This window comes from Thalassospira permensis NBRC 106175, assembly GCF_000714555.1.
Lineage (GTDB): Bacteria > Pseudomonadota > Alphaproteobacteria > Rhodospirillales > Thalassospiraceae > Thalassospira > Thalassospira xiamenensis.
Genome location: NZ_AUNC01000005.1, coordinates 76,478 through 98,960 on the forward strand (window position 1 = coordinate 76,478; position 22,483 = coordinate 98,960).

Sequence of the window (22,483 nt, forward strand, 5' to 3'; positions counted from 1 at the left end):
GCCAGAAATGACAATCGCAATTATTCTCGCCCTCCTCGTTGTTTTGCTGTTGGCCGGTATGCCACTGGCTTTTGCAATGGGCGTCACCACCACTGCCTATCTTTACTTGACCGGCATCGATGCCGGGATGCTGACACAGCGCATGACGGCGTCAATCGACAGCTTCCTTATTCTGGCGATCCCGTTTTTCTATCTTGCGGGCGAGTTGATGAATGCCTGCCGCCTGACCGACAGGATCATCAATATGTCGCGTGCGCTGGTGGGTCACATTCACGGTGGCCTGGCACAGGTCAATATTTTTGCCAGCATGATTTTCTCGGGCATGTCCGGCTCGGCAACCGCTGACACCACCGCCCTTGGTTCGGTTCTTATCCCGGCGATGAAAAAGGAAGGCTACCCCGCACCTTTTTCGGCCGCTGTAACCGTTGCATCGGCGCTTGTCGGCCCAATGATTCCCCCAAGCGTCGCACTGGTGATTTACGGCACCCTTGCAAATGTTTCCATCGGGCGCCTGCTGGTGGCCGGTATCATTCCCGGTGTGGTAATCATCCTGAGCCAGATGGTATTCACCTATTTCATTGCCCGCAAACGCGGCTATCCCCGTTATGAACGCGCCAGCATACGTGAAATCGGAAACTCGATTGTCGAGGGTGGCCCTGCCCTGCTGTTTCCAGTCATTATTGTCGGCGGCATCCTGCTGGGTATGTTCTCTCCGACCGAGGCCGCGGCAGTTGCCGTGCTTTACGGTCTGGTACTTGGCCTTCTGTATCGTCACATGAATTTGCGCCAGCTTGGCAAGGTTCTTGTAGATGTTGGTCTGGGCAGTTGTCGCATCTTGCTGATTGTTGCTGCATCGGCGGCTTTCAGCTGGGTCATGGTACGCGAAAACGTTCCCCAAAGCATCGGCATCGGCATTTCGACCATTTCCAGCGAACCGATCATTGTTCTTGCGATCATTCTGCTGGTTCTGGTGCTTGTCGGGCTGTTCATGGTGGCCTCTTCGGCTGAAATCGTGCTGACCCCGATCCTTGTTCCCGTTGTCATGCAATTTGGAATCGATCCGGTTCATTTCGGTGTTCTGATGGTCTTCACCCTCATCATCGGGGGGGCTACGCCACCGGTTGGCATCCTGATGTTCATCGCTCAGGACATTGCCAAAATCTCGCATGCGCAAATGGTACGCGCGATGATCCCGTTTTACATCCCTCTCTTTTTCGCGGTGATTTTGCTTGCGGCATTCCCGCAGATCACCCTGTTCCTGCCGAACATCGTGTTCGGTTCCTGATAGCCATCAATCGATACCGGAGCCCCAAATGACGGCCATTAAAGCTGTGCGCAAGCACTTGCTCAAAGACATGACGTTCATCGAATTTCGCGAACGCCTCAGCGAAGATCCCGTAATTCTGATTTCACTGGGATCCCAGGAAGAACAGGGGCCGGTCGCCCCGATGGGTGACTACATGCTCACCGATGTTCTGGCCGGTAAAATTGCCGAAAAATCAGGTGCGATTGCCGCCCCGATCATGCCGTTTGGCTATGCCGACTATTTCCGTACGGTGCCCGGTGGCATCCAGCTGCGCCCGGAAACCTTCAGCGCCATTCTGACCGACATGATCGAAAACTTCACCGATCACGGCATCAATAAAATCGTGATCCTGAACGGCCACAGCGGCAACTATCCGCTGATCGATCAGGTCATTCGCAAAATTAAACGCGAAAAAGGCCTACTGATTCCCTGCCTCAATATGTGGCGTCTGATCCCGGCCGAAATGTGGAAAGAACTGCATCCGGAAATGGGGGCTAAGGCACTCGGTCATGGAGGCGATCCGCTGACCTCTGTTTATCTGCATCTGTTCCCCGAACTGATGCGCATGGACCTTTTATCCAAAGAGGACAGCAAGGGCGAAATGCTTGGTTTGCCAACCGCCGGCCTGGCGGGTGTCCGTTTCCGCGATGTTGAAATCGCTCTTGCCGTGGATGTTACCGATCGCTGCGGCAATGGCATTGCCGGGGGCGATCCGGCGCAATCGAGCGCCGGGAAAGGCGAAAAAATCGTCAGTTACCTCGTCGAATATTGCGCGGACTTTATCCGTCACTTCTCCGATCAGAACCCAAAAGTCAGCACTTAACCTTCATCAGGGAGTTTTGAATATGCGTAAAACACTCACAACAACGCTGTTTGCAGCAGGTCTGGCAACTCTTGGCCTTGGCCATGCAAATGCGGCCGAAGAAATCCGTTATTCCATCTGGGCCAATCCCGGCGAAGCCCAGTATGAAGGCGCTCTTGAGTTCAAACGTGTCGTAGAAGAAGAATCCAACGGTCGCTACAACGTCACGATTTACGGCGGTGAACAACTTGGCACCCCGCGTGAACTTTTCACCCAGCTTGCGCTCGGTATCACCCAGATTTCAGCCAGCGGCGATCCCGGGATCAAGGACATTGAATATCTGGCGATCCCCTTCCTGATGAAGGACCTGAAAAACTACAACGCCGTTCTTGAAACCGACTTCGGCGCGGAATGGAACAAGAAGCTGATCGATGAACGCGAAATCCGCCTTCTTGGTTTCATGCCGCGCAACCCGCGCCAGATTAGCGCGAATGTCGAAATCAATAGCATTGACGACCTCAAAGGTCTGAAACTGCGTGCACCAGAGCGTGATTACTATGTCGAATCCCTAAGCGCCCTTGGTGCCAACCCGACCCCGATGGCCTTTGCCGAGGTTTATACCGGCCTGCAGGCTGGCGTTGTCGATGGTCAGGAAAATCCGATCGAAACCATCTATGCCGCGAAATTCTATGAAGTCCAGAAATCCATCGCGATGGTCGATTACATCAAAAAACCGGCTTACGTGATGATCGGAAACGGCTTCTGGGAAGGTCTGAATGCAGAAGATCAGGCACTGCTGAAACGGGCTAATGATGCATCCAATGCCGTCATTGAAAAAATGCTGCCCGAGCAGACAAAAAAAATGATCGCCGATATGGAAGCTGCCGGCATCGTTTTCACCCACCCGGATATCGCACCTTTCATCGAAGCGACCCAGTCGGTTCGTGACGAACTCGGCACCAAAATGTGGGGCGAGGAAGTCTACAAGAAAGTTGCCGAAATCGGCCAGAAGGACCTCGACTAACCCCGAGATCCCTTAAAACCACGGCCCGCCACCAAAAGGATTGATTGAAGAATGTCCCCAAGCGCCACCAGCGAAATCGCAAGAAAGATCGATGCCATTGTCGATGATATCAACGATCAGTTGATCGATATTCGTCGGGATTTGCATCGCCATCCGGAACTGGGTTTTCAGGAACAGAGAACTTCTGCAAAAATTCAGAGCCACCTTGACGATCTTGGCATCAGCTATAGCAGCGGCTTTGGAAAAACCGGTGTCGCTGCCATCATCAATCCTGCGGCGGCGGGCCGCCTTATCGGTATTCGCGGCGATATCGACGCGCTCCCCATCACCGAAGAATCCGGGCTTCCCTTTGCTTCGGAAAACAAGGGGGTCATGCACGCTTGCGGACATGATGCCCACACTGCAATCGCCCTTGGTGTTGCAACAGTTCTGGCAAGACTTGGCGACAATTTCAAAGGCCGAGCCATGGTCCTGTTCCAGCCAGCAGAAGAAGGCCTTGGCGGCGCACGGGCGATGCTTGCCGATGGTGTCTTTGACAAACACAAGCCAGATATCATGCTGGGCTATCACAACTGGCCGCTGCTTCCCGGCGGTTCGGTCGGCTGGCACCCCGAAGTCTCCTTTGCGTCCTCTGATCCTTTTGATGTGACGGTTTCCGGTCTTTCCGGGCACGGGGCACATCCGCATCTTTCCGTTGACCCTATTGTTGCCGCGGCACAATTCATTTCTCAGGTTCAGAATATTGTTTCCCGGGAAATCGCCCCCCTTAACGCAGCGGTGGTCACGATCGGAAAAATCGAAGGCGGCACCGCACGCAACCAGATCCCCGATGCGGTGATCCTTCAGGGCGCGATCCGCACCCATTCCGAAGACGTCCGCACCGCATCCAAGGATGCCATCACACGCATCGCCGAAGGTGTCGGCACCGCCACCCGGACAAAGATCAATGTCGAATTCCTGCAAGGTGTTGGTGTGGTCAAAAGCGATCCGGCGATCCTTGAACAGGTTGTCGCAACCGCACGCGACATCCTTGGCGATGAACAGGTCATCTGCCTGCCGCAAGGCTCTATGGGTAGCGAGGATTTTGCCGAATTTTCGTCGCGTATTCCAAGCGCACATCTGCGCATCGGCTCCAAAGCAACGGATCGCGCCACCATGCTTCATCGCAGCAATTTCGATCTTGATGAAACCTGCATCGCAACCGCCGTTCGCGTGATCGCCAACGCCGCCCTGCGTCTTTCAACATCGGATTGAACCAAACTCCACCTGTCTGGCAAATCTCCCTTAGGCCAGACAAAAAAGACAGCCTCCAGAGCATATTGCTGTCTTTCACTTGGCCGGGTCTCATGACCCGGCCTTTTTTCAGGCGGTATAACGGAAATCACTTTGCCGAAACAAATTCATCTACGCTAATCTTGTCCTGAGCATTGGGGAGAAGATCATGGAAATATCGATGCTGATCGGGGCGATGGTCGCGGCCGCCATCTATACCCTGACACCCGGTCCGGCCTTTTTGGCGATGCTGGGCATTGGTGCCGCACAGGGGCGAAAGGCAAGTGCCGGTTTCCTGTTCGGGCATTTTGCCGGGGACATCATGTGGGCCAGTCTGGCGCTGGTGGCGATCATCGGGTCACGCGTCCTTGATCCGATGGTGTTTGATATTCTGGCGATGATTTGCGGGGTCTATCTGTTCTGGCTTGGCATCCGTGCGGTTACCGCAAAGCGCAAGGTCGACGGTGCGGTCAATATTACCGTGCGCCGTCCGTGGCGACGCGGCTTTATCTTCGGGATCACCAATCCCAAGGGATATCCGGTCGCGGTCGCGATGTTCACAGCCCTTCTGGCACAGGATGCCGCATCGCTTGGCTGGGACAGCATGACGGGGCTGTTGCTGGCCTCTGCCGTCGGGTTTCTGATTGCCGATCTGATCCTGATCTGGATTGTCGGGCTTGGCATTTTGCGCCGGGCCTATCAGCGCCATGAAATCTGGATCGTGCGCGCCACCGGAATTCTGTTTATCGGTTTTGCCGTGCAGGCGATTGCCAATGCCCTGCCCAACCTTGGCCACAGCCTTGCGCATGGGTTCAGCACGCTGCGCAAACCCTGATCATTCTTGATACCCCGAACAAAAAGCCGCCCGGCGAACCGGGCGGCTTTTTGGCTGTTATGGTTTGGACGACTTAAAATTCGACCTGCGTCACATCGCGAACCGCACCCTGATCGGCACTGGTTGCAAGCGCGGCATAGGCACGAAGGGCCGTTGTAACCTTGCGTTTGCGCGGCTTGGCCGGTTTCCAGGCATCCTTGCCCTTGGCTTCCATTTCCTGACGGCGCGCCGCCAGAACCGCATCATCAACCGCAATCCTGATCGACCGGTTCGGAATATCGATTTCAATGATATCGCCCGGCTCGATCAATGCGATATCCCCGCCTGCCGCGGCTTCCGGCGATACGTGGCCAATCGAAAGACCCGACGTCCCGCCCGAAAAACGCCCATCGGTGACAAGCGCACAGGCCTTGCCCAGCCCCATCGATTTCAGATAGCTGGTCGGATACAGCATTTCCTGCATGCCCGGGCCACCTTTGGGGCCTTCATAACGGATGACGACAACATCGCCTTCCTTGACCTCGCCCCCCAGAACCTTGGCAACCGCCTCGTCCTGGCTTTCGCAGATCACGGCCGGACCAGTAAATTTCAGGATGCTGGCATCGACACCGGCGGTTTTAACGATACAGCCATTGACCGCCATATTGCCAAACAGAACCGCCAGACCGCCATCCTTGCTGTAGGCATGTTCGATATCGCGGATACAGCCTTCTTTTTCGTCAAGGTCAAGATCATCCCAATACCGTTCCTGACTGAACGCGGTCTGGGTCGGGATGCCCCCCGGCATGGCGCGGAAGAATTTATGCACCGCTTCGTTCTTGGTGCGCCGGATGTCCCATTTTTCAAGGGCATCGGCCATGGTTTTGCTATGAACCGTCGGCACATCGGTATGCAGCAACCCACCGCGTTCCAGCTCGCCCAGAATACGCATGATGCCGCCGGCACGATGGACGTCTTCCATGTGATATAACGGATGCGAGGGCGCAACCTTCGACAGATGCGGGATCTGGCGCGACAGACGATCCATGTCGGCCATGGTAAAGTTGACCTCGGCCTCGCGCGCAATTGCCAGCAGATGCAGGACCGTATTGGTCGAACCACCCATCGCGATATCAAGCGCCATGGCGTTTTCAAAGGCCTTGAACGTCGCGATGCCCCGCGGGGTCGCGGTAACGTCTTCTTCCTCGTAATAACGGCGCGCCAGCTTGACGGATGTGCGCGCCGCCTCAAGGAACAGTTCCTGACGCGCGGCATGCGTCGCCAGCACCGAACCATTCCCCGGCAGTGCAAGGCCAAGCGCCTCGGCCAGGCAATTCATCGAATTGGCGGTAAACATGCCGGAGCACGAACCGCAGGTCGGGCATGCCGACCGTTCGACAACCGCAACCTGTTCGTCCGAGATTTTCGGATCGGCGGCTTCGACCATCGCATCAACAAGGTCAAGATGACGTTCCTTGCCATCAATGGTGACCTTCCCGGCCTCCATCGGGCCACCGGAAACGAACACCGCCGGAACGTTAAGGCGCATCGCGGCCATCAACATGCCCGGCGTGATCTTGTCACAATTGGAAATGCAGACCATCGCATCCGCGCAATGGGCATTGACCATATATTCGACGGAATCCGCAATGATTTCACGCGACGGCAGGCTGTAAAGCATGCCGTCATGGCCCATCGCGATACCGTCATCGACCGCAATGGTATTGAATTCCTTGGCAACACCACCGGCGGCTTCGATTTCGCGGGCCACCATCTGACCAAGGTCTTTCAGGTGAACGTGACCAGGCACGAACTGGGTAAAGCTGTTGACGACCGCAATGATCGGCTTGTCAAAGTCTTCATCCTTCATGCCCGTGGCGCGCCAAAGGCCGCGCGCACCGGCCATATTGCGGCCATGGGTGGTTGTACGGGACCGATATTCCGGCATGGTCGAACCTCTCTATCTTCGCGGGGTGTTTATCATTGTTACATATTTAGGGGTTCTAGCACAGTCTTCGCGCCCAATGACAGTTTTTTGCCCGAAAATTTCGTGTTTTTGCGCCATATGGAACGAATGCTACCTGAAAGATAACCACCATTTCCAAGGCAGCACTTTCACTCATCGGGTTAAGTTTCGGGAATTCCATCACCTCTCGGGGGCGAACCTACACCAAAGACCCGCAATCCTATCCCATTAGATAGGCGACGACCTCGACCATAATCCATATCTTAACAGGTGATTATCGCCGCCAGGCGATTCTCCCACTCCCATTCTCGCCCCGGCCTGCGTCGCAGGCCCGGGGTTTTTTTTATGCTTTTTCCGGCCCGATCATTCCTTTTGATCAAAGAACGAAATGCTTTAAAGCAATGACAGAACGTTCCTTTTTCTGCATGCTGATTGATATGACAGCAATCAGGACTGTCCAGCTTACGAGGTAAAGCATATCGATGTCGGCCGATCTCAAGACCCTGCTCAGGCGTGGACTAAGCGCGCATGAAGGCAACCGTCCTGACGAGGCCGAGAAGATTTACCGTCGCGCGCTGTCGCTTTCGCCCGGCAACCCCGAAGTCGAACATCTTCTGGCGACTCTTCTGACCAGCCTTGATCGCCACCGCGAAGCCCTTGAACTGTTTGATAGTTGTCTGCCGCGACTTGGTGCCAACCCGGCAGTGCGGTGCAATTTCGCGATTGCACTGGAACGGGCCGGGCAGATCGAAAAGGCGATTGACGAATTCCGTCAGGCCATCAGCTATCATGGCGATTTCCCGACCGCCCTTTATCATCTGGCACGCCTTGAAATGCCGCGTGGACATATCGGACAGACGGTAGACCTTCTGGGGCGGTTGCTGGGTCTGAAACCCGATCACTTTGACGGACTTTTGCTGTTTGGCGAGGCATTGCACGCACTGGGGCAGGAAGAAGCAGCACTCGCATCCCTTGACCGCGCTGCCGAGGCCGCCGGGATCACCCCAGATATGATTTGCCGTGTTGGTGATGTGTCGCTGCGCCTTGGATATCCCGGTATGGCACAAAACCTTTATCAACGCGCGCTCAGCATCGATCCCCGTCATGTCCCCGCCTTGCACGGGCTGGGGCGGGCCCTATCGGCACAAGGCGAATATGCCAAGGCGATTGCGATCCTTAAAACCGCCAAGCGCCTTGCCAAAGGCAGGATCGAAGTCGATCTTGAAATTGCCGATATCGAATTGCGGTGCGGCGATATCGCAAGTGCGATTGCCGAACTGACCGTGCTTGTGGAAAAACACCCGGCAAATGCGGATGCCCACACAGCCCTTCTGGCAGCGGTTGCCAGGCTGCCTGATATCGGCGGGGTCGAATATCTTAAACAGGCCCGCCAATGGGCACGAAGCCACATGCCGACAATGCCCGAACCGAAATTCATCAACAGCAAACAGATTGATAAACGGCTTCGCATCGGCTGGCTGTCACCGCATTTTTGCGAACATGCCTCCTTTGCCCTGCTGGCGGGGGTCGCCCGGCACCTGAACCGCAACGAGGTCGAACTGTTTCTGTATTCGGCCACCCCGCGCCCGGATCAGACCACCCGTTCATGGCAGGTCATGGCCGATGGCTGGCGCGAGGTTTACGGCCAAAGCCCGCTTCAGATTGCTGAGCGCATCCGCAAGGACCGGGTCGATATCCTGTTTGACCTGACCGGCCCGGTGACGGATCAGCCGATCACGGTATTCGCCCATCGCGCCGCCCCGGTTCAGGCCAGCATCGCACCAATGACGACGGGCATCAGTCAGATGGATTACATCCTTGTCCATCATCGCGCGATCCCGGCCAAACCGGCCGAAAACAAGCTTTTTTGTGAAAATGTGCAGCATCTGGGATCGGGGCCTTTTGCCTATGTCGGCTCGGATGATGCCGCCATGCTCAGCCTGCTTCCAGCCGCAATTGACGAAGCCGTGACCTTTGGCTGCTTTGACCGGTTATCAAACATCAGTGACGCCAGCCTGAACTGCTTTGCGCGCATATTAAACAAGGTCAGGAACAGTCGCCTTGTCGTTCAGGATGATGTTCTGGGCGATGCCTTTGCCAGAAAGACGATGCTGGATCGTCTGCGCCAGGCCGGGCTTCATACGGATCGTGTCAATCTGATTGGTGCGGTCAGCCCCGAAGATAAACCCGATCTTTACGCCCGGATCGATATCGGACTGTCGCCCTTCCCGATGATCGATATCGCGCGCTATTTCGATATGCTGTGGCATGGTATTCCGTTTGTCACAATGGCGGGTGAAACACCGGCATCACGCGCAGGGCTTTGCCTGTTATCCGATATCGGGCTCGATGCGCTGGCGGCGGAAACGCAAAAGGGTTACGTCGAAAAGGCCGTGCTTCTGACACAGGACATCAACGCCCTTACCACCATTCGGGCCGGCATGCGCGACCGGATGAAAAACAGCAAGGCCATGAACGGTGCAGCCACCGCGCGCGAACTTGAAGAATCCTGCCGGGATATGTGGAAAACCTGGTGTGCGTTATGATCACCTGGCAGCCCTAGCGCGCCAGAACACCGCGCGCGAACAGTTCGGTCACTGCGGCCTGCAAATCATCGGCGATAAAGTCCGCCTCTGCCGCCTCGGGCCAGGTTGTTTCCTTTGCCCCGTGCCCGGTCTTAACGATCACCGCATGGGTGCCCGCCGCACGTCCGGCACGAATATCGTTGATCCGATCCCCGATCAGAACACTATCGCCCAGCGAAATCACAAAATCCTCGGCCGCGGCAAGGATCATGGCCGGGCCCGGTTTGCGGCATTCGCTTTCGCGGCGATATCCCTCAACCCCGTCGGGATGATAGGGCGAATAATAAATCCCCTGCACCGATGCCCCCGCACGCGCCAGCATCGCAAGCATCGCCTCATGCAGGTCACGAAGGCCCGCCTCGGTCAGATAGCCCCGCGCCACCGCCGACTGGTTGGTCACGATCATCACCGGAATACCGGCATCATTAAGCTGTTTGATGGCTGCGGCGGTTCCGGGAATCAGGGCAAGATCGTCAATCTTTGACAGATAATGGACTTCTTCATTCACCACCCCATCACGATCAAGAAAAACCGCAGGCACAGGATGGCGCTGATCGCGCCAGCGCGGAGCCGGATCAATGAAATGGCGGTGAACGAAATCGTATTTTCTGGGGCTCATGCCTGACCCTGTCTTTTTGTCTCTGGGGCTGATGGACGGGCTAACATGCACCATCAACATCCGGAATGACAAGTTTTCACGACGCAGGTTTGCGTCGACTTATCGCGATGCGGAAAACCAACTGGTATTACCATTATTCGCTTGCCCCGCGACTATCGGTCATGACAATTTCACCCGGGGGCCATCGGGGCCAAGCCATCTGGGGATACTGAATTTCATGTTTGCCGATATCTTTGCCATTCTTGCGCCGGTTTTCATAACCACGGGTCTTGGTTATATCTGGGCACGGTCCGGCAGACATTTCGATACGGGACTGGTGACATCCATCGTCACCTATTTTGCCACCCCCTGCCTGACCTTTGCCGCCCTTGCCACGGTTGATCTTGGTGCGGATGCGCTGGTATCGATGGGAACTGCCGCCCTTGCCGCGAACATCATTTTCGTTCTGATCGGCTGGCCGATCCTGAAAGTTTTCAAACTGGCCCCGCGGACCTATCTGCAATCGCTGACCTGGCCGAATGTCGGCAATGTCGGTCTGCCGCTTTGCATGCTGGCATACGGGCAGGATGGTCTGGCACTGTCGGTCGCGTTCTTTGCGGTTTACGTAGTTTTACAGCTCACCATTGGGGTGGCGTTCGTTTCGGGCAGTTTCTCGCTTAAATCGATCATCAAAATGCCGATCATCCCGGCAACCCTGATTGCAACCGGCTTCCTTGCGACCAATACCGAAGTCCCGGCATGGCTTTACAACACGACCAACCTGATCGGACAGCTGACCATTCCGTTAATGCTGTTTACATTGGGTGTGTCACTTGCCCGCCTCCGCCCGGTCAGCCTCGCGCGCAGCACCGCACTTAGCATGCTGCGCCTTGTGATGGGCTTTGCGGTTGGCGTCGGCCTTTCCGAAGCCATGGGGCTTACCGGGATCGAACGCGGGGTCGTCATCCTGCAATGTTCGATGCCGGTTGCGGTGTTCTGCTATCTGTTTGCCCAGCTTTACAACCGCGAACCTGAAGAAGTCGCCGGTGTGGTCATCAGTTCAAGCTTCCTTGCCGCCATCGCCCTGCCCGGCCTATTGTGGTACGTGCTTTAGGTCCGGCGTCCTATTCGATGATCAGGCGATAGCTGCCCTCGCCCGTGCCATCGCGGTAAAACCCGACGGCACATTCTGACCGTCCCTTTTGCAGGTCCGCATCCCCGTTTTCAGTTGCCAGCTTGGCAATATGTTCTCGGCATTGTGCAACGTCATCAAACCTTGCATCCGAAATACGGATATCGGTTTGTTTCTGCGTATCGGGATAATAAACCGCCGTCACCTTTTCCCAGGGTGCGGCATCATCCGTCCAGATCTGATCGGCAATGAAACGCCGTGATTCTTCTGCCACGGTTGCGGCAACCAATGCGATGATCGCAATCAGGAACAACCGGCGCTTCGTACGGTGCGAAATGTTAAAAGCCATTAGAAATCCCGACGGAGGTTGTATTCTGACTATTCACCAGTAACAGGATGCGCGTGGTTCAACGGGCCATTGCCCTTGCCAAAATCAGGGGCCGTGCGGATCGCTTCACGCACAAACGCCCGCGCGCGCGCCACCGCATCGCTAAGCCCCATGCCCTGCGAAAGCCCCGTCGCAATCGCACTGGCAAGCGAACAACCCGTCCCATGGTTGTTTTCCGATGGAATACGATCCGCCTCAAACCCTTCGATATCACCATCATGCCGCCACAGGATATCAACAATCCGCTCGCCGTCGGCATGGCCGCCCTTGACCAGCACCGCCTTGGCCCCCAGTTCACCGATCTTGCGGGCGGCTTCGATCATGTCACCCTCGGTCAAAATCTTCCTCCCCGAAAGCACTTCGGCCTCTGGAATATTGGGTGTCAGGACGGTCGCCAGCGGCACCATGTTTTTGATCAGCGCATCAACCGCGTCTTCGTTCAAAAGACGCGATCCGCTTTGCGATATCATCACCGGATCAACAACAATCGGAATATCAGCGGCTTTGTCCCGGATGAATTTTGCAACCGCTTCGATCACCGGCACACTATGCAGCATACCAGTCTTGATCGCATCGGCCCCTATATCATCAATCGTGACTTCGGCCTGATGGACGATCAGTTTCGGATCAATGCCCAGAACATCAAAAACACCGGTGGTATTTTGCACCGTCAGCGCCGTGATCGCGGTTGCGGCATATCCACCCAGAACAGTCACGGTTTTGATGTCGGCCTGAATTCCGGCCCCGCCGGAACAATCAGAGCCGGCAATGATCAATACGCGACCTTTCATGATCGACCTCCAAGCACTTCTGATATTCGCCTCAAGATAGTCCTGCTGCCTTAACCCGCAACAGCCATGATTTCGGCAACAATGCCATCCACGATCCGTTCGACCTTGATCGCGTCATCGCCTTCGGCCATCACACGGATCAGTGGTTCGGTTCCCGATTTGCGGATCAGGACGCGACCATCCCCGTTAAAGGCCCGTTCGGCACTGGAAATCGCATCAACCACACTGCTGTGTGACAGCGGATCGGAACCCGCCGCATACCGCACGTTTTTAAGGATCTGCGGCAACGGATCAAACACGCGGCTCATTTCCGAAACCGGACCTTCACGATCAGCCAGAACCGCCAGAACCTGCAAGGATGCCAGCAAACCATCACCGGTGGACGCAAAATCCGACAGAACGATATGACCGGACTGCTCCCCGCCAACATTGCAATCAAGGGCGCGCATCTGTTCCACAACGTAACGATCCCCGACCTTGGTACGGATCAGGCGCAGGCCATTGCTTTCAAGGTAACGTTCAAGGCCAAGGTTTGACATCACAGTCGCAACCAGCGCATTGCCGCGCAACTGCCCGGTGCGTTTCCAGTGCGTGGTGACAAGGCCCATCAACTGATCGCCATCAATCAACTGGCCTTTTTCGTCGCACATCTGAACGCGGTCGGCATCGCCATCCAAGGCAATCCCGACATCGGCCTTTTCGGCCAACACCCGGTCACACATGGTCTGGGTGTGAGTCGATCCACATTCGGCATTGATGTTAAGGCCATTCGGCTTGGTGCCGATTTCAATGACATCCGCGCCCAATTCCCGCAACACCTTGGGGGCGACGGAATAGGCCGCACCATTGGCGCAATCCAGAACGATCTTGAGCCCTTCAAGCGTCACCGAAGACGGCAGCGATGATTTGACCGCCTCGATATAGCGTCCCGGCGCATCATCAATGCGTTGCGCCCGGCCAAGTTTGTTCGCAGGTACAAGCAATGCGGACATGTCGCTATCCATCATGGCTTCGATCTCAAGCTCGACCTCGTCAGACAGTTTGAAACCATCCGGGCCAAAAAGCTTGATCCCGTTATCCTGATAGGGATTGTGCGAAGCCGAAATCATCACACCGATATCGGCACGCATCGATTTGGTCAGCATGGCAACGGCCGGGGTCGGCATCGGCCCGACCAGCATCACATCCATCCCCATGGATGTGAAACCGGCAACAAGGGCTGGCTCAAGCATATAGCCCGACAAACGAGTATCCTTGCCAATCACCACACGATGACGATGATCGCCCCGCGTGAAATAATGGCCTGCAGCCATCCCGACCTTAAGCGCAACTTCGGCTGTCATGGGGGCGGTGTTGGCGGTTCCGCGGATACCGTCGGTCCCGAAATATTTACGGCTCATGCTCGTCTTCTCTGCTTCCATCCCGGCACATCGGCGTGCGGGTTATTTTTCCTGACTGCCGGTTATATCAAAGTGTCCGCGCAATGCTACCGGCAAGTGACCGATTATACCTTTCATAAGCAACCGATCCGTTAATCGCGTCCTTTACCCTTCGCTTATAAAAGCCATGACCTTGCTTTTAAAACCCGGTATCTAGGATACGAAGCGTTTGAATATTCCGAAATCGGGGGCATTTTGCGGAAAACCGGTTACCGCAAGGGTTATATCACAGGGATCATATTGCAGGTCATCATCGCGATGATTTTCATGCCCCGCCCTGCCCTTGCCAATATGGGCCCTCATGAACTTGTCATCGGATCCTATTCCGCCGATCAGGATGATATTGACCTCGCACCGCTGATCGAACGTCTGTCAACCAAACGGCAGGTTCGAACAGCCGCCGATGTCGCCATGCTCCCGGCAGACAATTTCACACCGCTTATGGGATCAACCGGCCCCGGTTACACGCTTGAAGCCGTCTGGTACCGGATGCAGATTCTTGTCACAAAAGACGGTGAAAAACCGCTTGAACTCAAACGCTATCTTGAAATTTCACCGCCTTATCTGAACCGGATAAGGCTTGCGATCCTTGATGCCGATACACGGATAACCGTCTGGAACGATGTCGTTGGGGATCATATCCCCCCGAACCCATCCGAAGCCCGGGGTCGCCAGCATCTAAGCGAATGGCCCAACCTTCCGGCAGGAAAATACTGGCTGGTGATCGGTGTTTCAAGCAACAGCGCCCAGCTTTTGAATGCGTCTATAAAATCCGATACATCCCTGATCACCGAAAACGTGCAGGATACGTTTCTGTACGGGCTTTATCTTGGCATCCTTTTAATCGGCTTCATGGTTTATTTCACGCTGGGTCTGCTGATCCGCGACCGGGCGATTGTCTGGTACGGGCTTTATGTTCTGGCCCTGTTTGCCGGAACGGCGGGCATTTCTGGCTATGCCCAGCTTCTTCTGTCCGGCACATGGCAATTTGCCAGTGATGCCATCACCGGTGCCGGCACGGCCTTCTCGCTTGCGACCAGTGTGATGATGTGGGCCTACATCATTGAACTGGACAAATACAAGCGCACCGTATTCACCGCTCTTGCGGTTTACGCGGCACTTGCAAGCCTGTGTTCCCTGACATCGGTCAGCGACCTGTACATCCATTTTGCGCGCAGCTTTTTCCTGTTCCATATCGGTGTGCTGCTGATCCTCTATGGCTATCTGTTCTATTTTGGTGCGACCAAGCCCGATGCGCGAAAGCTTCGGATCTATTTCGTCGCATTGGGATTGCCCGCCGCTGCGGCAATCGTGCATCTGCTGATGCTGATGGGCCTTGTTCCGGCCAACAGATTTACCAGCAACTGCTATCAGGTGGCATCACTTGTGCACCTGCTATTGCTCGGCATTGCCATGGCAGGCCGGACATACGCACTTGCCAGCCAGCGCGTCACAGCCGTTCAAAACAGTACGCGCGCCAATCAGCTCGCCGACGAGCAGCGCGAATTCATCACCATGCTATCCCATGAATTCCGAACGCCACTGGCCATTATCCAGCGCGCCGCCGAAATGGTTTCGCTTCATGTTCGCGACGCCCCGGAAGCCATAACCAACCGTATAGCAACCATTCGCAGAAATGCGACCCAACTGTCTGAACTGGTGAATGTGTTCCTGACAAAGGAAACACTTGATAGCACCAATTTCCGTATTTCCCCCAGACCAACCGTTCTGGCACCGTTCCTGCGCGACCTTGTCCTCCGACGTCAGCGCGAGACGCCCGATCATGACATTGAGCTGGAAGAGGTGGATTTTACCGTCGCAAGCATCGACAGAACCCTGATCGAACGCGCGATATGCAATCTGATTGAAAACGCGCTTAAATATGCCCCGGATGCCAGTGTTCGCATCGGATTCACCCACCGCAGCGATGGAAATGTCTATATCCGCGTCACCGACAATGGGCCGGGAATTTCGCCCGATGATCTGTCGCTTGTTGCCGACGCATTTTACCGTGGCAACAGATCGGGCAGCACCCATGGCGTCGGTCTGGGTCTGCATATCACCAACCGGATCATCATCGGGCATATGGGCCGCATGACAGTCAGCGTCGGCGAAAACGGTGGCACCACCATCCTGATCCGCCTGCCCTATGACCGCGAACTGACCAAAAACAACATTGAAGCGGCACGCACGACCAATCTTGATCCCCCGACGGCACCGGCCTCCGACCCGGAAAATGCGTCATGAGCCATCCGAAAAACAGACCGATGCTTTTCTGTTTCCGGCTCCTGCTGGCGCTACTGACCATGCTGTCGGTCACGGCCCCGCTGTCCCCGGCCACAGCAACGGCAACGGCAACGGAGGTCGGCAAACTGACCCTTCTGCCGGGCATCGCGGCCCCTGTGAATTTGCATGATCACGTTCTGTGGCTTGAAGACCGGACAAACGATCTGACACTCAATGACGTTTTGAACCTGCCAATCGATGATTTCACCCCAAGTACCGGCGTGCCAAGTTTTGGCTATACGGGCGATAGCGTCTGGTACCGGCTGCAACTGTCTGTTCCGCAGGGCCTGACACAATCCCTGCAACTTGAAATTCAGCCAAACTACATGAATTTCATCGATGCCTATCTGATCAGGCAGGGAACATCGCGCCATCTGTGGCAAAGCCATATGGGCGATCATGTCTCGGCAGGCCTGCGCCCCACCCGCGGCAGTCAGCATGTCGACCGCTTCCCGCCACTCGAACCAGGTGATTATACTCTTTTCATCCGCACCAAATCGAACAGCACCCAGTTATTGATCGCCAAACTTTGGCCAACCGATCAGCTTATTTCCAGTCTGACGCTCCGCGACGGGGCAATGAGCATCTATTTCGGTGTCATCCTGATGCTCGGCGTGGTTTACACCGTTCTGGGCTCTCTCGTCCGGGATCGTGCGATTGCGACATATGGTGTCTGCGTTATTTTGATTGGCACACTGGCATCCGCGGTCAACGGGCTTGTGCTCGCGGTCATTCAACCCGAATGGCCCTATGCCAATGATCTGATTGTCGGGGTGACCAATGTCGTCGGCTCGGCTGCCTCCATTTTTCTCTGGTTCTATATTCTTGATCTTGGCAAACAGAATGTTGTGATCACGCGGATCGCTAAAGTCTATTGCGGGCTTTCGGTTGCCTGCGCTCTAACCGTGACCACCGATTTTTATGCGCTTTACGGCACATATATCGTGCCGCTGCATGCCGCGTTACTCACGACACTGTCCCTGATTGTTGCCTACCGGATCATCCGGGCACCAAGGCAGTGGCTTTTGTGGGTCTATCTGGTTGTCATTGTGATCCCGATCGGCGGGGCCGTGCTATTGCAACTGACCCATGCCGGGTTGATTGCCGCCACGCCGTTCCGGCTTGGCCTGCATCAGTTCACACTGTTTTTCCATATGTGCGCGATGGGCATCCTCATGGGTTTCCGCCTTTCGCAGATCGAAAAGGAACGCATGAACATGCTCAGGGTCACCGCGGCAACAACATCGCTTGTCGGGGAACAGCGAAAACTGATTTCCATGCTCTCGCACGAATTCCGCACACCGCTTGCGGTTATTCAACGGTCTTCCGAAATGCTGCTGCTTCGGCTGCGCGATGCCCGCAGCGACGTCACCGACCGCCTGCAGCGCATTCAGGATCAGGCACGCAAACTATCGCGTCTGGTGGATATTTTCCTCAACAAGGATGGCATCGATGACGGTGACTTTGCGCTGGCCCGCGAACTGGTGCCGGTCAATCGTCTGCTGACAGACTTTGTCGCAGATACATCGCGCGCCGATGCCGAAATCACCCTGGAATGCGTCGGGACCGAACAGCTTGAAACCTATGTCGATGCCACACTGGTCGGGCTTGCGATCACCAACCTGATTGAAACCGCACGGCGCTACGCCCAAGGATCTCCAATCCATATCACCGTCCGTCGCAATGGCGAATGGCTGGTAGAAATCGATATTCCCTGCCACGGCAAAGATTTGAACAGCCAGGAAATTCTGCGCATCAGTGACGCCCTCTTCCGCCAGGATATCGGGCCAACCGCAATGCAGAATGCGCTGGGGCTTCATATCTCGCAGCGCATCGTTGATGCACATGGCGGATCAATCAAATTGCGTGACAAGGGCACCGACGGGATCGAGCTATGCCTCTTGCTGCCATGCGAAGACAGCACCGGGTCGTTCGACATCTGAACGGATAACAGTCAATCAGGCGGTTTCGCCAGCACCCAAAATGATACCGGGCGAAGTAAAGGCATAGCCCCGCCCATATGCGGTCCGAACCGGCAATTCATCGCCCGTTTCGCGCAGGACTTTCTGACGAACGCGCCGGATCGCCGTATCAAGGTTACGGCAATTTTCGGCCGTATCGGCCTTGCCCAGCGCCATGACGATTTCCGGGCGTGTCAGCCACGCCCCGTTTGCTTCGACCAGCAATTGCACGATGGTGCGTTCCGTCGCGGTCAAAGTCGAAGAACCGCCGCCCGAATTGCTCAGCGTCCAGTTCAGCATATCAAGGGTCCAGACCCCGTCTTTTTCCGGGTATTCAACCGCATCGTCATCTTTTTTGCCAACCCGGCGCAACAACGGGCGCAGGGCCGCCTCGATCACCGAAAGCGGGCTGTCTTTCGTCAGGTAAACATCCGCACCGGATTTGTACCCCGTAAGATGATGATCCATCCCCGCAAGGGATGTCAGCATCATGATGCCGCAATCAAGGTTGGCGCGCGCATATTTGGCCAATTCATAGCCATCGGCATCCGGCAGCATGATATCGAAAATGACCGCCGCAGGTGTTTTGGATTGCAGCGCGCGATGAAACGCTGCGCCGGTTTCACAACCGACAACATCAAAACCGCACATCTCGAGGTATTCGCACAAATCCCGATTAAGATCGGCATTGTCCTCGACCACGAAAACACAAGTCGCCATCGTTTCCTGACCCGCAGCCTTTTCCGGCTGTTCAACGCGCGCGTGCGCGCTGTATCCATTCATTCAACTTCGCCTTCGCTGTTTGCACGAAACCAACCATTTGCGCGATCTTCCTGATCGCAATTCTCTTTATCTTTAATGGTATGTGGCGATTGGGTAAAATCCGCAAGCCCCAAGCACGATCTGTCAGAAATTGCCAGATTCACCGGACCAAAAAAGACCCGCAATTCTGGCACCCGAAAATGCACCAGAACGGCGGGCCTTTTATAATTCGTTGTTCAAACCGGTCAACCTATACATCCATAGATTGCAGGCCAAAAACAGCTATACCATTGATGTCGCAGTCGCGACCGAAATCGACTGAACCGTGTCATGAACATCATGCACCCGGATCATCTGAACACCGTGCCGCCATCCATTGACCGCCGATGCAATCGATCCGCCCAGCCGCTCTTTCGGGGATGCTGCCGGATCAATCTTGCCGATAAATGATTTGCGCGACGTGCCCAGCAACACCGGGCATCCCAACCCATGAAAAATCGCCAGACGCGATAACAGTTCCAGATTGTGCGACAGCGACTTGCCAAAACCAATGCCCGGATCGACACAGATACGATCGCGCGCAATCCCGGCCCGTTCGCAACTTTCGATCCGGTCCAGCAGATAGTCATACACATCCAGAACCGCACAATCATATTGCGGGTTTTCCTGCATCGTGCCCGGTTCGCCCTGCATATGCATCAGCATCACGGGCCTTCCCGATGCCACGGCGACTTCCATCGACCGTTCATCGCCTTCAAGCCCGGTCACGTCATTGATGATCGCCGCACCGGCCTCAATCGCGGCCTCCATCACGCTTGCATGGCGGGTATCGATGGAAACGCAATGGCCGTCTTCGGCCAGGGCCCGGATCACCGGAACAACGCGGGCGATCTCGTCGGCTTCGGACACGGCTTCCGCCCCCGGCCGGGTCGATTCCCCGCCGATATCAAGGATGGATGCCCCCTGTGCCGCCAGGGCGCGCGCGCGCGCAATCGCCTGATCGGTGCTGTTGTAATCGCCGCCATCCGAAAAACTGTCCGGCGTCACATTGACAATGCCCATCACATGACAGGACGCCATATCAAGTCCGGCAAAATCGGCGCGTTTGGTTGTCAGACGGTTCAGGACATCATTGATTTCATCCACCCGCCCGGAATTCTGGACCCAGCCTTCAAGGGCCAGCAACGGCAGGATCATGCTTTCGGCACCGCCGCCGTCGCGACGGCGAATGATTTCAAGCGCGGAAAAGCCGCGCCGCGATCCGGCAAGTGGTAACGTATTGGGATCATCGGCATGGTCGATGAAACCGGTAGGTGCGTAATATAACGGTCCGTCAAAATCAGCAAAGCCCCGCACATCGGCGGGGCTTCGCAGGACCGATCCTTCGATCTTGTCCATCAGTCTCTTTCAGTTAGCTGCCCGGCTGTGGCTCCGGGGACAAATCCCCGCCACCTTCACCCGGGTTTTCCTTGCGCGCACCACCGGTGGTCGGAACCGTCGAACGGCGTCCGCCGCCCGCGTCCTTGCCACCACCATTGGAATGGCCCGCACGGTTGATTTCCTCACCGCGCAGAAGCGCATCGATTTCCTTGCCCGACAGGGTTTCGTATTCCAGAAGCCCCTTGGCAAGAACATGCAGATCGTCAAGATGCTCGGTCAGAACCCGCTTGGCGAAAACATAGGCCTCGTCGGAATAACGACGGACTTCCTCATCGATCAGCTGGGCTGTTTTTTCCGAAACATTCTTATGCTGGGCAACGCTGTGACCCAGGAACACTTCTTCCTGATTATCCACATATTTGACATTGCCAAGCTTGTCCGAAAAGCCCCATTCGGTCACCATCTTGCGCGCATACTGCGTCACCATATTGATGTCCGAAGATGCACCCGTGGTGACCTTGTCCTTGCCAAAGATGATTTCCTCGGCAACGCGGCCACCCATGGCAACCGCCAGGTCGGAAATCAGCTGTTCGTAGGATTTGGAAACCTGATCGCGTTCCGGCAGGCGCATCACCATACCCAGCGCACGACCGCGCGGAATGATGGTTGCCTTGTGGATCGGATCGGATGCCGGGGTATGCAGCGCAACAAGCGCATGACCACCTTCGTGATAAGCCGTCAGCTTCTTCTCGTCGTCGGTCATGATCATGGAACGGCGTTCCGCCCCCATCATCACCTTGTCCTTGGCGTTTTCAAAATCGGCCATGGTGACGACACGCTTGCCAAGACGGGCGGCAAGAAGCGCTGCCTCGTTGACAAGGTTTGCCAGATCCGCCCCCGAGAAGCCCGGCGTGCCACGCGCAACAGTGCGCAGGTCAACATCCGGTCCCAGCGGAACCTTGCGGGCGTGAACACCAAGAATACGTTCACGACCTTCAAGATCGGGGTTCGGTACAACAACCTGACGGTCAAAACGGCCGGGGCGCAGCAATGCCGGGTCCAGAACATCCGGACGGTTGGTTGCTGCCACAAGGATAACACCCTCGTTGGCCTCAAAACCGTCCATCTCGACCAGAAGCTGGTTCAGGGTCTGTTCGCGTTCATCGTTTCCGCCGCCAAGACCGGCACCACGATGGCGGCCAACGGCGTCGATTTCATCGATGAAGATGATGCACGGGGCGTTCTTTTTGCCCTGTTCGAACATGTCACGCACACGCGATGCGCCGACACCAACAAACATTTCCACGAAATCGGAACCCGAAATCGTAAAGAACGGCACATTGGCTTCACCGGCAATCGCACGTGCCAGAAGCGTCTTACCAGTACCCGGAGGTCCTACAAGAAGCATGCCTTTGGGAATTTTACCGCCAAGGCGCTGGAATTTCTGCGGATCGCGCAGGAAGTCGACGACTTCTTCAAGCTCGCCCTTGGCTTCCTCGATCCCGGCCACGTCTTCAAAGGTCACCCGACCGGATTTCTCGGTCAGCATCTTGGCCTTTGATTTGCCAAAGCCCATGGCCTTGCCGCCGCCGCCCTGCATCTGACGCATGAAGAAAATCCACACACCAATAATCAGCAGCATCGGGAACCAGCTGATCAGCGCGCTCATAAGCGGCGACAGGCTTTCTTCCGGCTGGGCAATAATACGAACGCCCTTGTCGTTCAGACGTTCGACAAGGCTCGGATAATCAGGGGTATAAACACTAACGGTCCGGTTATCGCGGGTTTGCGCTGTAAGAGTGTTGCCCTGGATCGTAACTTCTGAAATCTGGCCGCTGTCAACTTCGGCCAGGAAGTCCGAAAACGCCAGCGTTGACTGGCCGCTCCGTCCTGATGGCGACTGAAACAGGTTAAACAAAGCCACCAAAAGGATGGCTATGATAACCCACAGTGCGAGATTTTTTCCCATATTCATTC

General features: G+C 55.8%; 17 protein-coding genes. 9 read left to right on the plus strand and 8 right to left on the minus strand.

The window, feature by feature from the left end; translation table 11 throughout:
* Window positions 1–7 precede the first annotated feature (7 nt).
* The 5 genes from SMB34_RS04375 (at window position 8) to SMB34_RS04395 (ending at window position 5,239) form a co-directional block, all read left to right on the plus strand.
* A complete protein-coding gene (locus tag SMB34_RS04375) occupies window positions 8–1,285 on the plus strand; it encodes a TRAP transporter large permease (protein WP_007092113.1) in 1,278 nt (425 codons plus the stop codon).
* A 28-nt stretch (window positions 1,286–1,313) separates the two neighbouring features.
* Window positions 1,314–2,129 carry a creatininase family protein gene (locus tag SMB34_RS04380; RefSeq protein ID WP_037987903.1) on the plus strand — a complete coding sequence of 272 codons (816 nt, stop codon included), beginning with the start codon at window positions 1,314–1,316 and terminating at the stop codon, window positions 2,127–2,129.
* Window positions 2,130–2,151: 22 nt separating this feature from the next.
* Complete coding sequence (locus tag SMB34_RS04385) at window positions 2,152–3,132, plus strand: TRAP transporter substrate-binding protein (protein ID WP_037987904.1); 981 nt, start codon at window positions 2,152–2,154, stop codon at window positions 3,130–3,132.
* 51 nt (window positions 3,133–3,183) lie between these two features.
* Window positions 3,184–4,386: a M20 metallopeptidase family protein gene (locus tag SMB34_RS04390; RefSeq protein ID WP_037987906.1), complete on the plus strand. Its 1,203-nt coding sequence runs from the start codon at window positions 3,184–3,186 to the stop codon at window positions 4,384–4,386.
* Between the two features lie 187 nt (window positions 4,387–4,573).
* Window positions 4,574–5,239, plus strand: coding sequence for a LysE family translocator (locus SMB34_RS04395; protein ID WP_037987907.1), 666 nt, complete (start codon window positions 4,574–4,576; stop codon window positions 5,237–5,239).
* 73 nt (window positions 5,240–5,312) lie between these two features.
* On the opposite strand, the gene ilvD is transcribed toward SMB34_RS04395, so the two are convergent.
* Entirely contained in the window at window positions 5,313–7,166 is a 1,854-nt protein-coding gene (gene ilvD / locus SMB34_RS04400) for a dihydroxy-acid dehydratase (protein WP_037987909.1), read from the minus strand.
* A gap of 500 nt (window positions 7,167–7,666) precedes the next feature.
* Between ilvD and SMB34_RS04405 the strand changes: the two genes are divergently transcribed.
* Window positions 7,667–9,730, plus strand: coding sequence for a tetratricopeptide repeat protein (locus tag SMB34_RS04405; protein ID WP_037987911.1), 2,064 nt, complete (start codon window positions 7,667–7,669; stop codon window positions 9,728–9,730).
* A 13-nt stretch (window positions 9,731–9,743) separates the two neighbouring features.
* Here the strand turns inward: SMB34_RS04405 and SMB34_RS04410 are convergent, their stop codons facing one another.
* Complete coding sequence (locus tag SMB34_RS04410) at window positions 9,744–10,388, minus strand: D-glycero-alpha-D-manno-heptose-1,7-bisphosphate 7-phosphatase (RefSeq protein ID WP_051682125.1); 645 nt, start codon at window positions 10,386–10,388, stop codon at window positions 9,744–9,746.
* A gap of 217 nt (window positions 10,389–10,605) precedes the next feature.
* Between SMB34_RS04410 and SMB34_RS04415 the strand changes: the two genes are divergently transcribed.
* Window positions 10,606–11,481 carry an AEC family transporter gene (locus SMB34_RS04415; protein ID WP_007092121.1) on the plus strand — a complete coding sequence of 292 codons (876 nt, stop codon included), beginning with the start codon at window positions 10,606–10,608 and terminating at the stop codon, window positions 11,479–11,481.
* A 10-nt stretch (window positions 11,482–11,491) separates the two neighbouring features.
* Here SMB34_RS04415 and SMB34_RS04420 read toward each other — a convergent pair whose 3' ends face one another.
* The 3 genes from SMB34_RS04420 to glmM are packed head-to-tail and all read right to left on the minus strand — an operon-like array spanning window position 11,492 to window position 14,078.
* Complete coding sequence (locus SMB34_RS04420; RefSeq protein WP_007092122.1) at window positions 11,492–11,848, minus strand: hypothetical protein; 357 nt, start codon at window positions 11,846–11,848, stop codon at window positions 11,492–11,494.
* 29 nt (window positions 11,849–11,877) lie between these two features.
* The gene (gene thiD / locus SMB34_RS04425) at window positions 11,878–12,678 is read right to left on the minus strand and encodes a bifunctional hydroxymethylpyrimidine kinase/phosphomethylpyrimidine kinase (protein WP_037987913.1); all 801 of its coding nucleotides are present in this window, start codon (window positions 12,676–12,678) and stop codon (window positions 11,878–11,880) included.
* A 50-nt stretch (window positions 12,679–12,728) separates the two neighbouring features.
* Entirely contained in the window at window positions 12,729–14,078 is a 1,350-nt protein-coding gene (gene glmM, locus SMB34_RS04430) for a phosphoglucosamine mutase (RefSeq protein ID WP_037987915.1), read from the minus strand.
* 279 nt (window positions 14,079–14,357) lie between these two features.
* On the opposite strand from glmM, the gene SMB34_RS20590 reads away from it, so the two are divergent.
* Both SMB34_RS20590 and SMB34_RS04440 read left to right on the plus strand, forming a co-directional pair.
* Complete coding sequence (locus SMB34_RS20590) at window positions 14,358–16,364, plus strand: sensor histidine kinase (protein WP_156962639.1); 2,007 nt, start codon at window positions 14,358–14,360, stop codon at window positions 16,362–16,364.
* The gene (locus tag SMB34_RS04440; RefSeq protein WP_037987919.1) at window positions 16,361–18,346 is read left to right on the plus strand and encodes a sensor histidine kinase; all 1,986 of its coding nucleotides are present in this window, start codon (window positions 16,361–16,363) and stop codon (window positions 18,344–18,346) included. The genes SMB34_RS20590 and SMB34_RS04440 overlap by 4 nt, the downstream gene beginning before the upstream one ends.
* A gap of 15 nt (window positions 18,347–18,361) precedes the next feature.
* On the opposite strand, the gene SMB34_RS04445 is transcribed toward SMB34_RS04440, so the two are convergent.
* From SMB34_RS04445 to ftsH, 3 genes are all read right to left on the minus strand, one after another.
* Entirely contained in the window at window positions 18,362–19,147 is a 786-nt protein-coding gene (locus tag SMB34_RS04445; protein ID WP_037987920.1) for a response regulator transcription factor, read from the minus strand.
* A 261-nt stretch (window positions 19,148–19,408) separates the two neighbouring features.
* Window positions 19,409–20,524, minus strand: coding sequence for a dihydropteroate synthase (folP, locus tag SMB34_RS04450; RefSeq protein ID WP_037987922.1), 1,116 nt, complete (start codon window positions 20,522–20,524; stop codon window positions 19,409–19,411).
* Between the two features lie 13 nt (window positions 20,525–20,537).
* Window positions 20,538–22,481, minus strand: a complete 1,944-nt coding sequence (gene ftsH / locus SMB34_RS04455; RefSeq protein ID WP_007092129.1) for an ATP-dependent zinc metalloprotease FtsH — start codon at window positions 22,479–22,481, stop codon at window positions 20,538–20,540.
* Window positions 22,482–22,483 lie beyond the last annotated feature (2 nt).

Coding starts and splice junctions, on each gene's coding strand:
- SMB34_RS04375 (WP_007092113.1), top strand. CDS start 8: ATGACAATCGCAATTATTCTCGCCCTCCTCGTTGTTTTGCTGTTGGCC.
- SMB34_RS04380 (WP_037987903.1), top strand. CDS start 1,314: ATGACGGCCATTAAAGCTGTGCGCAAGCACTTGCTCAAAGACATGACG.
- SMB34_RS04385 (WP_037987904.1), top strand. CDS start 2,152: ATGCGTAAAACACTCACAACAACGCTGTTTGCAGCAGGTCTGGCAACT.
- SMB34_RS04390 (WP_037987906.1), top strand. CDS start 3,184: ATGTCCCCAAGCGCCACCAGCGAAATCGCAAGAAAGATCGATGCCATT.
- SMB34_RS04395 (WP_037987907.1), top strand. CDS start 4,574: ATGGAAATATCGATGCTGATCGGGGCGATGGTCGCGGCCGCCATCTAT.
- ilvD (WP_037987909.1), bottom strand. CDS start 7,166: ATGCCGGAATATCGGTCCCGTACAACCACCCATGGCCGCAATATGGCC.
- SMB34_RS04405 (WP_037987911.1), top strand. CDS start 7,667: ATGTCGGCCGATCTCAAGACCCTGCTCAGGCGTGGACTAAGCGCGCAT.
- SMB34_RS04410 (WP_051682125.1), bottom strand. CDS start 10,388: ATGAGCCCCAGAAAATACGATTTCGTTCACCGCCATTTCATTGATCCG.
- SMB34_RS04415 (WP_007092121.1), top strand. CDS start 10,606: ATGTTTGCCGATATCTTTGCCATTCTTGCGCCGGTTTTCATAACCACG.
- SMB34_RS04420 (WP_007092122.1), bottom strand. CDS start 11,848: ATGGCTTTTAACATTTCGCACCGTACGAAGCGCCGGTTGTTCCTGATT.
- thiD (WP_037987913.1), bottom strand. CDS start 12,678: ATGAAAGGTCGCGTATTGATCATTGCCGGCTCTGATTGTTCCGGCGGG.
- glmM (WP_037987915.1), bottom strand. CDS start 14,078: ATGAGCCGTAAATATTTCGGGACCGACGGTATCCGCGGAACCGCCAAC.
- SMB34_RS04440 (WP_037987919.1), top strand. CDS start 16,361: ATGAGCCATCCGAAAAACAGACCGATGCTTTTCTGTTTCCGGCTCCTG.
- SMB34_RS04445 (WP_037987920.1), bottom strand. CDS start 19,147: ATGAATGGATACAGCGCGCACGCGCGCGTTGAACAGCCGGAAAAGGCT.
- folP (WP_037987922.1), bottom strand. CDS start 20,524: ATGGACAAGATCGAAGGATCGGTCCTGCGAAGCCCCGCCGATGTGCGG.
- ftsH (WP_007092129.1), bottom strand. CDS start 22,481: ATGAATATGGGAAAAAATCTCGCACTGTGGGTTATCATAGCCATCCTT.